General features: G+C 64.3%; 14 protein-coding genes. 5 read left to right on the top strand and 9 right to left on the bottom strand.

Features of this window, described 5'->3' with window-relative positions; all coding sequences use genetic code 11:
• Positions 1-13 precede the first annotated feature (13 nt).
• From VGH98_14105 to VGH98_14070, 8 genes are all read right to left on the bottom strand, one after another.
• Complete coding sequence (locus VGH98_14105) at positions 14-1,225, bottom strand: serine protease (GenBank protein ID HEY2377104.1); 1,212 nt, start codon at positions 1,223-1,225, stop codon at positions 14-16.
• A 21-nt stretch (positions 1,226-1,246) separates the two neighbouring features.
• Positions 1,247-2,461: an aminotransferase class I/II-fold pyridoxal phosphate-dependent enzyme gene (locus VGH98_14100; GenBank protein HEY2377103.1), complete on the bottom strand. Its 1,215-nt coding sequence runs from the start codon at positions 2,459-2,461 to the stop codon at positions 1,247-1,249.
• 125 nt (positions 2,462-2,586) lie between these two features.
• Entirely contained in the window at positions 2,587-3,222 is a 636-nt protein-coding gene (locus VGH98_14095) for a DNA-3-methyladenine glycosylase I (GenBank protein ID HEY2377102.1), read from the bottom strand.
• Positions 3,212-3,817, bottom strand: a complete 606-nt coding sequence (locus tag VGH98_14090) for a GNAT family N-acetyltransferase (protein HEY2377101.1) — start codon at positions 3,815-3,817, stop codon at positions 3,212-3,214. The genes VGH98_14095 and VGH98_14090 overlap by 11 nt, the downstream gene beginning before the upstream one ends.
• A complete protein-coding gene (locus VGH98_14085; protein HEY2377100.1) occupies positions 3,783-4,142 on the bottom strand; it encodes a cupin domain-containing protein in 360 nt (119 codons plus the stop codon). Before VGH98_14085 ends, VGH98_14090 begins: the two co-directional genes overlap by 35 nt.
• A 46-nt stretch (positions 4,143-4,188) precedes the next feature.
• Positions 4,189-5,274, bottom strand: a complete 1,086-nt coding sequence (gene cax / locus VGH98_14080; GenBank protein HEY2377099.1) for a calcium/proton exchanger — start codon at positions 5,272-5,274, stop codon at positions 4,189-4,191.
• A 27-nt stretch (positions 5,275-5,301) separates the two neighbouring features.
• A complete protein-coding gene (locus tag VGH98_14075) occupies positions 5,302-6,288 on the bottom strand; it encodes a beta-propeller fold lactonase family protein (GenBank protein ID HEY2377098.1) in 987 nt (328 codons plus the stop codon).
• 44 nt (positions 6,289-6,332) lie between these two features.
• The gene (locus VGH98_14070) at positions 6,333-6,596 is read right to left on the bottom strand and encodes a hypothetical protein (GenBank protein ID HEY2377097.1); all 264 of its coding nucleotides are present in this window, start codon (positions 6,594-6,596) and stop codon (positions 6,333-6,335) included.
• A gap of 439 nt (positions 6,597-7,035) precedes the next feature.
• On the opposite strand from VGH98_14070, the gene VGH98_14065 reads away from it, so the two are divergent.
• A complete protein-coding gene (locus VGH98_14065) occupies positions 7,036-7,941 on the top strand; it encodes a hypothetical protein (protein ID HEY2377096.1) in 906 nt (301 codons plus the stop codon).
• Here the strand turns inward: VGH98_14065 and VGH98_14060 are convergent.
• Positions 7,938-8,312: a hypothetical protein gene (locus VGH98_14060; GenBank protein HEY2377095.1), complete on the bottom strand. Its 375-nt coding sequence runs from the start codon at positions 8,310-8,312 to the stop codon at positions 7,938-7,940. The genes VGH98_14065 and VGH98_14060 overlap by 4 nt on opposite strands.
• Before the next feature lie 492 nt (positions 8,313-8,804).
• Here VGH98_14060 and VGH98_14055 point away from each other — a divergent pair, with 492 nt between their 5' ends.
• The 4 genes from VGH98_14055 to VGH98_14040 are packed head-to-tail and all read left to right on the top strand — an operon-like array spanning position 8,805 to position 13,133.
• The gene (locus VGH98_14055; GenBank protein HEY2377094.1) at positions 8,805-9,656 is read left to right on the top strand and encodes a Ku protein; all 852 of its coding nucleotides are present in this window, start codon (positions 8,805-8,807) and stop codon (positions 9,654-9,656) included.
• 9 nt (positions 9,657-9,665) lie between these two features.
• On the top strand, positions 9,666-11,441 hold the full coding sequence (gene ligD, locus VGH98_14050; GenBank protein HEY2377093.1) for a non-homologous end-joining DNA ligase: 1,776 nt from the start codon (positions 9,666-9,668) through the stop codon (positions 11,439-11,441).
• Positions 11,438-12,475 (top strand): hypothetical protein, encoded by a 1,038-nt coding sequence (locus VGH98_14045; GenBank protein ID HEY2377092.1) that lies wholly within the window; start codon positions 11,438-11,440, stop codon positions 12,473-12,475. The genes ligD and VGH98_14045 overlap by 4 nt, the downstream gene beginning before the upstream one ends.
• Positions 12,468-13,133, top strand: a complete 666-nt coding sequence (locus tag VGH98_14040) for a hypothetical protein (GenBank protein HEY2377091.1) — start codon at positions 12,468-12,470, stop codon at positions 13,131-13,133. The genes VGH98_14045 and VGH98_14040 overlap by 8 nt, the downstream gene beginning before the upstream one ends.
• Positions 13,134-13,144: the final 11 nt, after the last annotated feature.

The following is a 13,144-nucleotide window of genomic DNA, read 5'->3' as shown; positions in this document are numbered from 1 at the left end:
CGAGCGGCATCGTTCAACTCAGGTTCACGCCGACGGCTGGTCCGCGTCCCGTTCCATTCCCCGCGCGGACCGTGATGCGGAGGGGGACGGTAACGGTCACGGCCTGAGCCGATCCGCCGGCGTCCTCCGAATTCTTGCCATTCGACTGCGGAGTGCGATCGATAGGCGCCAAGTCCGAGCTGCCTTCGACGGCCGGCTCCGCCCCATGCGGCGACGACGCGGTTTCTCCGCCCGAGCCCAATGGCAAAACAATCGCGTCTCTCGCGTCGGCATCCGCCTGTCCGAGCAATTCGGCGATGAGCGGATGCTCAGCACGCGTTTCGGCGAGACATCGCAGAACCGCCGACGTGCGCGTGCCGATGCCGGCACGCCATACTACCCTCGCTTCGTCATCGCCATCGGCCCACGCTGCACCGTCGACGGTGAGAATGCGGCCCGCACGATCCCGGGACGGTACCCCGCTCCGGTGAACTCCTACCACTTGCCACGAGTCGTTGAACACGGGCGCCCCGGAGGACGCCGAACCGGTCTCCGTTGCGTACCAGAGGTCGGCCTCACTGCTTCTGATGAGCAAGTTCTGTCGGAGCACGACTTGTTTTGGGTTACCACCAGGATGATGCGCCACTGACAGCCACTCGCCCGGGAGCACGGTATCGGCGCTGGCCGATAGGCGAAGCCAGCCGAAACGGACGACCCGCTGCCGGCGATCGGGCGTCTCGGCCGCCACCGCGACGACGGTCACGTCGATGTCCGCATCGGTGAAGAAGAACGCCGATGGATCGAACGCGAACACACACGACTCGACCGCATTGCCGAAGGCGTCGAATTCGTGGCGAAAATGCACCCAACTCTGCGCCGCATCGTCCGCCGTCGGGAGAACATGGTTGTTGGTCAGGAAGAGCCGAGGCGAGATCATGAAACCCGTGGCGCCGCCGATGACCTCGCTCTCGCCATTCCGTACTTCCACCCGGGCCGCCGCATCGGCGGCAATCATCCCGCGCTCGAGAAAGTTGACATTCAGCTGGTCGATACCGGTGAGCAACCGATCAACGGCGAGTTGCGACGCGTCGGGCCCTTCGCCTAACGCCTGGGCAATCCGCCGCCGCAGAGTCACGGCGTCCGCGGTCGCCACGGCGGTGCGATCGAGCAGCGCGCGCCGCTCTTCGCGTGGATCGAAGGTCAGCGCTGCTTCCGCGCGGCGCATCTGCGCCTCGGTGAGCTTCATCGTCGAAACCCGCGGTTGAGATCAGGAACGCGCGAAGCGCACGCCGGCAGCTCGCAAGCGCGCGATTGCCTCGCACGTCACGTTAGGCGGTGCAACGAGCGACACGCGGAAAGACCCCTCTCCGCCAGGGCCGAACGCGTTGCCCGGCGAAACCACGACGCCCGCTCGCTGGATGAGGTGTTCCGACCACTCCTGCGAATTGAATCCGGCCGGGATCTCGAGCCACACGAACATCGTTGCCGGCGACGGCTCCGCGTCCCATCCGAGCGAGCGGAAACCCTCGATGACCAGATCACGCCGCTCTTGATAACGCCGCGCAACGGGCCGCGCGAGCTCCTCGGCGTGATCGAGTGCGAATGCGGCGCCCTCCTGAATCGCGGCGGGCGTCCCGTAGCCCATATTCGTGCGGACGGCGTACAGGGCGTCGATTGCATCCGAATTGCCAACGGCAAATCCAATACGCGAGCCGGCCATGTTGAACGTTTTCGAGAGCGAGTGAAACTCCACCGCGACGTTCATCGCCTCCGGCACCTCGAGCACGCTCGGAGCGACGTAGCCATCGAAGGTGATCTCGCTGTAGGCGAGATCCGACACGAGCACGATACCGTGACGCGCACAAAATTCGATCGCCCGCTCGTAGAACCCTAACGACGCAATGGCGCCGGTCGGGTTATGCGGGTAGTTGACGACGAGCAGGCGCGCTTTCCGCGCCACGGAATCAGGGATGGCATCCAGATCCGGCAGGAAGCCGGTCTCGCGCCGGAGTGGAAGCAGATGGATGCGCCCGCCGACGAGACCCGCGACGCGGCTGTGGACGGGATAGTGAATATCCGGGACGAGCGCCACACTCTCTTCATCGGTATACGCCATGACCAGGTGCGCGATGCCCTCCTTCCCGCCACTCACGCACACGACCTCCCGCTCCGGATCGACGGCGACACCAAATCGCCGCTCCATGAAGCCAGATGCGGACGCCCGGAAACGGGTAGTGCCGCGGAAGGGAGGATAGCCGTGCGTCCGGGGATCGGCGTAGGCCTTGGTGATCGCGTCGATTATAGACGGCGGCGTGGGTTGATCCGGATTGCCGATGCCCAGGTCGATGAGATCGGTGCCGCGGGCGCGAGCTGCCGCCTTGAGCTCATCGAGCCAGGCAAAAACGTAGGTCGGCAGCGCCGTGAGGCGATGCGTCGGACCCGCCGTCGTCGGCGTCATGGGCGTTGGATTCGCAGTGCGCATGTCGAGTATCGAGGGCCGGCCGCGCTGGGCGCTCGAACCTCGCGCTCACGCAGATGACGCTGCGCCATCAAGTCCCGCCGGCATCTCAACTTCTCGGTTTTGCCTCGCGGCTGCCAGTGGGGGGCTTAACGCCCGCGCTCGCCACCGAGGCGGTCGCGACTGGCTGTGCTGTTCGACGCGGCCATTTCGCCCGAGAGCTCGCGATATCGGAAGCAGTCGACGGTGTGGTCGTTCACCAGTCCGGCCGCTTGCATGAAAGCGTAGCAGATTGTCGAACCGACAAAACGAAACCCACGCTTTTTCAGATCGGCGCTCAGCGCGTCCGACTCCGGCGTTCGAGCGGGAATCTCGCCATGACGACGCCGGTCGTTGATGAGCGGCTTTCCACCGACGAAACGCCAGAGATGGCGGTCAAAGGACCCCTCCTCCTTCACGACACGGAGGAAGGCGCGGGCGTTCGTGATCGTGCTCTCGATCTTGAGTCGGTTGCGAACAATGCCGGGGTTCGACAGGAGCTTCTCCACGCGAACCGGTCTAAAGCGCGCAACGCGCGTCGCGTCGAAATTCGCGAACGCTTCTCGATAGGCATCGCGTTTCCTGAGGATCGTGGACCAACTGAGACCGGCCTGCGCGCCTTCGAGCGTGAGGAGCTCGAAGAGCGCGCGATCGTCGTGCTCTGGCACGCCCCACTCGCGATCGTGATAGAGAATGTCGAGCTCCGAGCGCGGCCAGCCGCACCGCTGCGCCGGCTCAGTGGTCATTCGTTAGGCGACGCGCCATCACGAGGTCGCGTTGAAGATCTGCGCCAAGCAGAAACGGCTGCTCGCCGACGACTTGAAAGCCGTTCTTCTCGTAGAACGCAATCGCCCGAGGGTTGCGCTCCCAGACGCCGAGCCAGAGGACGTCGCCTCCCCATTCTTTCGCCGTCGCGATGCACGCCTGCATGAGCGCTGCACCGAGCCCGTGCCCGTGCCATCGACGTCCGGCGTAGATGCGCGCGATCTCGACCGCGCGAGTCCGCGCGCTGGAGATACCCGTGGGCGCTGCGCTGCGCCTGACGTGGGCGTAGCCGGCGACGTCGTCGCCAATCGTCGCCAACCACACGCGGTTATCAGCGTCGCTCAGCTCGGCACGCTGTCGCGCCTCGGAGAACGTCGTCGCGACGTAACTCTCCATGTCTTCGCGGCTGTTCGTCGTGCCGAACGTATCGACGAAGAACGCCGCCGCGGCACGTGCAAGCATGCGCGCGTCAGCAGCCGTCGCCAGCCGCAGCGACATGAGATCGTCGCCGAGCACGACGGGCGCCTCCATGTTCGATCGATCAGAGCCGCGCGAGATCGTTGAGTGTACGCTCATTCTGCACATTGCCGGTGTTCAACGTCGACGCTGGCTCGAAGAGCAACACCTCGACCTCCTCGTCGGCCATCGGCCGGTGCTCGACGCCGCGCGGCGCGATAAGGAGATCGCCCGGACCCAGCTCGATCACTTCGTCGCGCAGCTCCATGCGAAAGCGGCCGCGGTGCACGAGAAAGAGCTCGTCTTCATTCTCGTGATGGTGCCACATGAATGGCCCCTGGAACTTCGCGAGCTTCACCTGCTGGCCGTTGAGATCACCGATGACCTTCGGGCTCCAGTGATCTTCGAATGCCGCGAATTTCTCCGAGAGATTGATCTTTCGCATCGTGACCTCTCACGCCAGAGCGCGACGTCATACTGAACCGCGAATGCTAGTCCGTCACGAGAAGGAAGGCCAGCGCAAACAGTAGATACACGGCGAGCAGCAACACGCCTTCGAACCACGTGGTCTCGCCGTCTTGCGCGATCGAATTGACGATGAACGCGGCGCCGGCAATCGCGATCAGCTCGATCGGATTGCTGAAGACAAGATTCATCCGGTGGCCAACGAAGTACGAGAAGATCACGAGGAGCGGCGCAACGAGCAGACCGACCTGAATCGTCGAGCCAACGGTGATACCGACGACCAATCCCATGCGGCCGCGCCGGGCAAAATACACGGCGGATATGTACTCGGCCGCATTGCCGACGATGGCGAGGAGGACGACACCGAGAAAGAAGGGCGTTAGGCCCAGACGCGTCGCCGTCGCCTCGACGGTGTTGGAGACGAGCTCCGCCTCGACTGCGGTGAGCGCCGTCGCGCCGCCAAGGGTGAGCAGCGACCGGCTCAGTGACCACGGCGTCGTCAGTCCAGGATTGGACGGCTCGTCTGGCGTCGGCGATTGCGCGAACACGTCCCGATGCGTCACCAACGTGTACACGAGATTCGCGATGTACACGAGGATGAGCACGACGGCGACGCCCAGACTGAGTCGCTCGTCGAGCAGCGCCGAATCCGGATTGCGCAGCACGCCGCGCTCCGTGTAGTCGAAGAGCGCCGGCAGCAGGACGGCGATCGTGACGAGGATGAGTAAACTCGAAAGCAGACCCGCCCGCTCGCGATTGAAGCGCTGGGTGTCGTGTCCGAAGCTACCGGCGACGATGGCGAGGCCCAATCCCAGGAGGCTGTTCCCGATCAGGGATCCGGTGATCTGCGCCTTGACGACGTCGACGTGCCCGGCGTGAAGTACGAAGAGCGCGAGGATGAGCTCGGGCGCATTGCCGAAGGACACGTTCAGCAAGCCACCGATCGCGCTGCCGGCACGCGCCGCCACCTGCTCCGTCGCTCGCCTGACCCACTCGGCCAATGGAACGATGGCGAGCAGCGCCGAGACGAAAACGACCGTGCGCGGAACAGCGCTGAACGCGGCCAGCGCCAGGGACACGGGAACGAGCACCAGCAACGCTCGCCAGAGCATCGTGTCGTTTCGAGTTGTGAAGTGCGCCTACGGGACGAGCAGCACCGTGTATGGCCTGCCGCCGACGGTGAGTGTCGACGTGACGCGGCGCGAGGCGACATCGATGACCGAGACGGAGCCCGATCGCCCGTTGGCGGTGTAAAGCGTCCGCCCGTCGCGGCTGAGCGCGATCCCCCAGGGCCGTTCTCCCACGGCGACCGATGCGACGACCGAATGCGACGGGACGTCGATCATGACCACCTCGTTCGACCGGCCGTTGGCGACATAGAGTGTTTTCTCATCCGGAGAGAGGGCGAGACCAGTCGGCTTGGTCGTTCGGTCGCCGATCGTGACGGCGCGCTCGACGGTGTCCGTCTTCGCGTCGACGTAGGTCACGGTCCCGCCGTTCTCGGCGCTCACGAACGCGCGTGATCCATCGCGAGTGAACACGACGAAGCGCGGGCGTGACCCGACCATGAATGACGTTAGGCGACGCCCGGTGGACGCATCGAGCACGGTAACACTGGAATCCGATTCGCCGGTAACGTATACCTTTCGCCCGTTAGGCGCTACCGCCACACCTTCGGGCTCCTTCCCCACGTCCGCGGTAAATCGCGTGCGGCGGCTCGCGACATCGACGGCGCTCGCCTTGGCGATCTCCTCGTTCGACACGAAGACTGTCGTCGCGTCAGGATCCACCGCGACCTGCTCTGGATCCTTGCCGACGGCGAGTGTGCGCACGACGTGGCGTGACGCGATGTCGACGACCGCAACGGCGTCATCATTTCCCAGGGCGACGAATACCCGCCGGCCGTCGGGACTCTTCGCCATTCCTCGGGGTCGCGCGCCGACCGGAATAGTCCCCTCGACCTGGCCCGTGGCGAGCGACACCAAAACGAGTCGGTTGCCAGGCTCGTCGCTGGCGACCAGCCAGTGATCGGCGCCAGTGACCTGTGCAGCACCGGTTGCGAGTGGTGCAACGAGGGCGACAAGCACGAGCGATTGTCGGACACGCGACGCGAGGCGCGCGGTCATGGCGAACCCCGTAGCGGGTGTTTGAGCTGACCGACCTGGGGGAACTAGCGCGCTCGGATGGTATCGAAGGTGCCGCCGCGAAGGAAGCGAGGCGGCGTCGTTCGCGCGAGCTCGACTTTGTCAGCCACCGACTGCGGGAGCTGAACCGCGCCGCGACGATGCGCTTCCCACACCGCTTCGAGCGCCGTTGCCTGGCGCTGATACGCGGCAAGAAACTCGGTCCCACCGTCCTCACTCCCGAGGGCTTGCCGCAGAAGCGACTCGAGATGGGTCTCGATCATCACTTCCTGATCGGAATCGGTGTGCATGCATGCCTCGAGATTCCAGCGTGCGCGGTGGACCTCACAGAGCCCCTCCCGACAGCTCGTGCTGCCTTGTGCGGAACGGCAATGAGGGCAGCGCGCGATCGCGCGTGCCAGGTCCACGCTCGGTACCTGCGACATCGTGTCTTCCTCGAGAGCGCCAACCAGTTCATGGGCAAGCAGGGGATCCGTGGCCGTGGCAGCTACCAACCGAAGCCGTCGTCGAGCATTCGGTTCAAATCCCATTGCGATATTCCTCAAGCCCGGCCGAGTGCCGTAACCCGGGCATTGTGACCGAGCCGTGACTCACGCGTCCTAGTCTCTGCGTAGAAGGATTGAAATGAGCCCGCGTGGCCGGAGCACCTCGTGCATCGGCTGCACGCGACGTACTGTGGAAGTGCACCTCTGGCCGGAAGAAAAGCACTCTTCGCCCAGTATGACATTCATGGCGTCCGTGAACGACCCGTTGGTCGTGCTCGAGGAGCACTGGGCTGTCTCCACGTTCGGTGGCGAACAGCGCACGTCCCTCATTGGGTACGCCGACGATTCGCTGCGCGCATTGCGCAGCGGGGCCGCGCCGCAACGGCCGCAACCGGCGACCGAAGATCTGCTGGCGCTGGCGAGCGCGTTCGACATCGCCGCACGCGAGCGGCTCGACCTCGATGGTCTCGGCAGTCCATTCGCTGTCGCCAAGCCGAACGAGCTCGCCGATCGGCGCGCCTATCTTCGTGCTGGCGCCAGTCGGGCATTCGGGCTGCTCGCGGCGGCACCGATCGATTTCGATGACGAGATCGGCGCTCTCTATCGAGTGCTGTTCGTCGTCGCGCTTGCGCATGTGGCCGGCCAATCTGAAGCCGTTCGCCCCTGGCTCGCGGCGCATCGCCGGCGACTGTTTCCCGGCGACGACGGTGAGCTCCGCTGGGACCTCTTGCTCTTGCGGCGCAACGTGGAGCTCTGGACCGAAGTGCTGAGCGGATCCGGCCCGTCGGGGCTTGAGCGCGCGATGGAGCTCGTCGCGACGATCCGCGAAGAGCGAGCAATGCGCGAGCGCGAGCTGCTCGCCAGCTTCGACGAATCCGAAGAGATGCGGATGCGGTTCTATCTGTTCGCGCTCTTCCATCTCACCGAAGCGGCAACGGAGCTCCTGCTGTACCGCTTGCACGGCGCGCCTAACGACGTGACCCAGCGCGTCTACGTCGCGTTGTCGCTCGCCCGCTCGGCGACCTCGGGCGACATGCAGATCCTGCCCGCGCTGGAGTGGCTGTACGAATCGGCCGCGTGCGTCATCCAACAACGCACGCCGCAACTCGAGCTGCTGCCCGAGGGCGAGCGAGACGGCCGCGTGCATTAGCGCGATTTCGGCCGCGCACTTCCAACAAGGATGCCTCGCGCGCTCGTCGAGCGCGCCAATAGGAGCATAACGCGGCGCCTCGCACGGGCGCGCGTCGTGTCGTCCATTCCAACGCCCTGATGCGACGAGCGCATCGGCGCGGCGGGAATGGCGGCAACGGATCCGAGCGGCGTGGCGCGGATGCCGATGCCTTCCTCGTACATCCGGAACCACTCCTCGCTGCCATCCGGGTGTTGGCAGCGGGCGTAGTAGCCTTCATCCATCGTCGACCAGTAGCCGGTCCACGCGCCCTTGGCCGCATCGATCGTGAGCGACGAGCAGGGAGCGTCCTCGAGAGGCTCGTTCGGCCGAGCGCAGGAAACGAGGTGCATGGGAAGGTGGTGGGAAGAGGGCGGTAAGTACGAACGAATCGTGCGGTGGGGACGTCGATATGACGTTGGGGAGGTGAACCTAGAAGAACCGATTTCGGCGCGCAATAGGAAAAACGATGCTAAGTGATTGTGTTTTATGTGGATAGCAATTGTGGAAAACTGTCGAGAACGTCGTAACTCGTGATGAATTCACGCTGAACCAGTCGTCGCTTCGTGTTGATATCGCATGTGGAAGAGTCTTGAGAACCTTTTTTCCCCACGGCCTCGACGCGCAACGGATGTGAAAAAGCGAAGCGCCGAGTGACGAGACGGCGAATCGGTGATTCAAGAACGCGCAACTCCTGTGGATTGTCTGTTGAGAACTCGCTCCTCCACTGGTGCACACGTGGAGAACTTTGCGCCTTTCCACAGCGAATGTGCATTGCGTGTTGATAGCATCGGAGTTGCCCTTCTAACGGCTCCCCTCAAACACGCGACGGGTACAACACGATCATGCGACCGATCTGGAAGGGCGCGCTGAGTTTCGGACTTGTGAATATTCCCGTCCAGCTCTACTCCGCTATTCGCGCGGGCGAGCGTGTGAGTTTTCGCTTATTGCATAGCAGCGATCATTCGCCCATACGTTACGAGCGCGTTTGCCAGAAGGATGGCAAGACGGTCCCCTGGGACGATATCGTCAAAGGTTACGAATATGCGAAAGGTCGCTTCGTCGAAATGACCGACGACGATTTCAAGGCCGCCGCACTCGAATCCTCGAAGGTGTTCGAGATTCTCGACTTCGTCGCCACCGACGAAATCGATCCGCGGTATTTCGAGACGCCCTATTACGTGTTGCCGGCGAAAGGTGGCGAGAAGCCCTACGCGCTCCTGCGTGAGGCGATTCGGAACACCGGCACCGTCGGCGTCGGCAAGATCACGATGCGGTCGAACTCGCACCATCTCGCCGGCCTCAAAGTCATCGGCGATGCGATGGTGCTCGAGATCATGCGCTTCGGCGATGAATTAGTAAATACGAACACCTATTCGTTTCCGTCGTCGGAGGCCGTTCGACCACAGGAATTGCAGATGGCCGAGCAACTCATCGGCAATCTCACGGAATCGTTCGACGCCTCGAAGTACGAGGATGATTATCGCAACAACTTGATGCGCATCATCAAGGCGAAGCTCAAGGGCAAGAAGGTGGAGGTGGCGGAGCCGGAGGAGCTGGAGGCGACGCCTGTCGTGGACCTGATGGCCCGTTTGCAGGAGAGTCTGTCGCAGGGAAAAGCCCGCGCGCGCGGCGGCGAAAAGACGCCCGAAGGGCGACGTCATTCACGCGCCCGCACGCGTCGCAAGACCGCCTAACGCTCATCGATGACGACACCGGCCGCGATTGGACGGAAGCTCAACGCATATCGAGAGAAACGCGACTTTCGCGTCACCGCCGAACCGCGCGGTGGAGTCATTGTCCCTCGGCTGGGCCGTGCGCTCGCCTTCGTGATCCAGAAGCACGCCGCGAGTCATCTGCACTACGACCTCCGCCTCGAGCTCGGCGGCGTCATGAGAAGCTGGGCGGTGCCCAAGGGACCGAGTCTCGACCCGGCCGCGCGCCGTCTCGCCGTCGAGGTCGAGGATCATCCAATCGAGTACAACACCTTCGAAGGTGTCATCCCGGATGGCGAGTACGGCGGCGGTACGGTGATGCTCTGGGATCGCGGCACGTTCGAGCCCGCGGATCTGGCCGAAGGCGCCGACGCCGAGCGTGCGTTGCGCCAGGCATTTCATCGCGGTCGCCTAACGGTGCGGTTGTTCGGTGAACGATTGCACGGCGTCTTCTCGCTGGTGCGCACTCGCGCGAACGATGCGACGGAGAGCAAGCCGAAGTGGCTGTTGATCAAGCGCGACGACGAACATGCCGAGCGCGGCTCCGACATCGCGGCAAACGTGACGACCTCCGTCGCCACCGGTCGGCCGATGGAACGTATCGCCGCGGAGGCGAAGCGCGTATGGCACAGCAATCGGTCCGAACGACAGGTACGGCGAACCAGACGAACGATTGCTTCCGGAACGGCGCGCGCGCACGCAACGCGCCCAACGACGATCGGCCGCGCACTGGCGCCGATGCTGGCCAGTGTCGGCGAGGAAATACCTAACGGCGAGGAGTGGACATTCGAGCCGAAGTACGACGGCATTCGCATCCTTGCTTTCGTGGCGGATGGCTCGGTGTCCCTCCTCAGCCGTAACGGTAATTCCAAGACGACTCAGTTTCCCGAGATTGTCGATGCGCTCGCGGGTCTGTCTCGCGCGCGCAAGAAACCTTTCGTACTCGACGGTGAGCTCGTCGCTCTCGATGGTGACGCACCCGCCCGATTTCAGCAGTTGCAGGGGCGAATGCACGCGACCGACCGCGCGCACATTGCGGCGCGGCGCGGCGACACTCCCGTCGCGTATGTCGTTTTCGATGTTCTTCTGGATGGTGACGAAACGCTGATGAATGAGGCGCAGCACGTGCGGCGAGCGCATCTGCTCCAGTTGTTGATCCCCCCGGTGCCGCACGTGCTGCGCATCAGCGATTCCCTGTCCGGAGATCCCACAAAACTGCTCGCCCAGGCGCGCGCGCGCGGATGGGAAGGTGTGATCGCGAAGCGCAAAGACGCGATCTATGAGCCGGGCAGGCGATCGCGCGCCTGGCTCAAGCTCAAAGTGGAACAGCGCCAGGAATTCGTCGTTGGTGGATACACCGAGCCGCGGAATTCGCGTCAGCACCTCGGCGCCATTCTGCTTGGCTATTACGACGACTCGGGCCATCTCGTGTATGCGGGACACACTGGCGGCGGATTCTCGCGTGCCTCGCTCGGTGCGATGTATCGACAGCTCCACGCGCTCGAGCGCAAGACGAGTCCATTCGTGAAGGAACCACGGACGAACGAGCGAGCCCACTGGGTTCGGCCGCGCGTCGTCGTCGAGGTGAAGTTCAACGAGTGGACGTCGGACGGGAAGCTGCGCCAACCGATCTTTCTCGGCACTCGCGAGGACAAGGATCCCCAGTCGGTCCGACGCGAGCCCGTGTCGGCCGGCGTGACCGCCGCGAAACGCGCCGGTGAACGTCGCCCGACGCGCACGAGGACGCGCGCGCGAGCGTCGGCATGATGAGCGTTTTTTCATCGGTCAACCGGCGTTCACGGCCACGCCGGCCACGACCCCGCGCGAGCGCGCGCCCACTCTCCGGCTCTCGTATTCGCGATCTCATTGGTGCCATCGCGGAGCTCGAGGAGGCCGGCGAACCCGGGACGCTCAACCTCGGCGGCGATGAACGCCTCGAGGTTTCCAATCTCGACAAGCCTTTCTTCCCGAAGCGCGGCTACACCAAGGGCGATCTCATGGCGTACTATGCCAGCGTCTCGCCCTTCCTGTTGCCAGCGATTACCGACCGAGCGCTCGTCATGAAGCGCTTTCCGCATGGTATCGGCGATCAGTCGTTTTACCAACAGCGTGCTCCGGAAGCTCCGCCGCCCGGCGTGCGGGTCGAATCGGTCGAGGACGAAGGGCTCAAAACGCAGCAGCGACTGATCGGCGGGAATCTCACGACACTGCTCTACATCGTTCAACTCGGGGCGATCTCGATCGATCCGTGGCACTCGAAGGTGCAGTCGGTTGGATCTGCCGATTACGCCATCGTGGATCTGGATCCGGGACCGCGCGCGTCCTTCCGGCGCGTGGTCGACGTCGCGCTCTGGGTTGGCGAAGAGCTGGAGCGGCTCGGCTTGCACGGGGTACCCAAGACCTCGGGTTCGTCCGGTATCCACATCGTACTTCCCCTCGTGGCTGGCACGCCTAACGAAACGGCGCGTCTCGTCGCCGAGATCGTTGCAACGCGCGTCGCCGAGCGACATCCTCGCGAGACGACGGTCACGCGCTGGGTTCAGTCGCGCCCAACGAGCGCGGTATACGTCGATTTCCTCCAGAACATTCGCGGCAAGACGGTCGCGAGCGTCTACTCGGCGCGAGCGACGCCGGATGCGACCGTCTCGACACCGCTGCGCTGGAGCGAGCTCACGCCGTCGCTCGACCCGCGCGACTTCACGATCGAATCGATGAGCGCGCGCCTTCGCGAGACCGGCGACCTCTGGCGCGAGGGGATGCGCCGCGCGAACGATCCACGACGACTTCTCGGCGATGCCTAACGAGCTACCGATCGAGCCGGCGTGGCGGTGCGTCGTGCACGCGTTCGTGGAGTGCCGCGTGCGCGGTGGCACATGGTGGCTCTACGCGCATCCGGCATTGCCGCGCGATGAGCATCTTCCGCCACTGCTCGTCGGAGCGAGTGTCGATGAAGACGACGAGGCGCTGAGTGCGCTCGGCGTGCCGAGCGACGTCTCCCTTGCCGTTCGAGACGAGTACACCTGGCGTGTCGCCGGCCCACGCGGTGGAGATGCGCCCAACATCGTGAGTGTCGCCGAGGCCGAGGATTGGATCAAGCGTGGACGGTCGCAACTCTGGACGACGACGGAGCCATTCGCTCGCGTGACCGACCCGCGATGGTCGCAAGCCACCTGGCTCGACACGGCTGACCTGGCCGCGGTCATCAATCGCTACGAGCGACGGCTGGGCGAGTCGGCACCCGCCGGCTATTGCGCGCTCCTCTCGATGATGCGCGCGCTGGAGCGCGATTACATCGTCCGTCTCGTCCTCTGGCTCGAGCGGCAGTTCGCCGTCGCCGAGGCAGCGGACGAAATGTCAGACCTCGAGATCCCGCTGAAGTGGTATGTGGACGAGCTCGAGAACGCGCGCGCTGTTTCGCGCGTGACGCGACCGCGAAAGGAAGCGGCGCGGCGCGAGTAACTCGTGAGGCA

Source organism: Gemmatimonadaceae bacterium (assembly GCA_036496605.1).
In the GTDB taxonomy this organism is placed as follows: domain Bacteria; phylum Gemmatimonadota; class Gemmatimonadetes; order Gemmatimonadales; family Gemmatimonadaceae; genus AG2.
The sequence above is the reverse complement of the archived record's forward strand: the minus strand, read 5'-3'. Positions and strand labels throughout refer to the sequence as shown.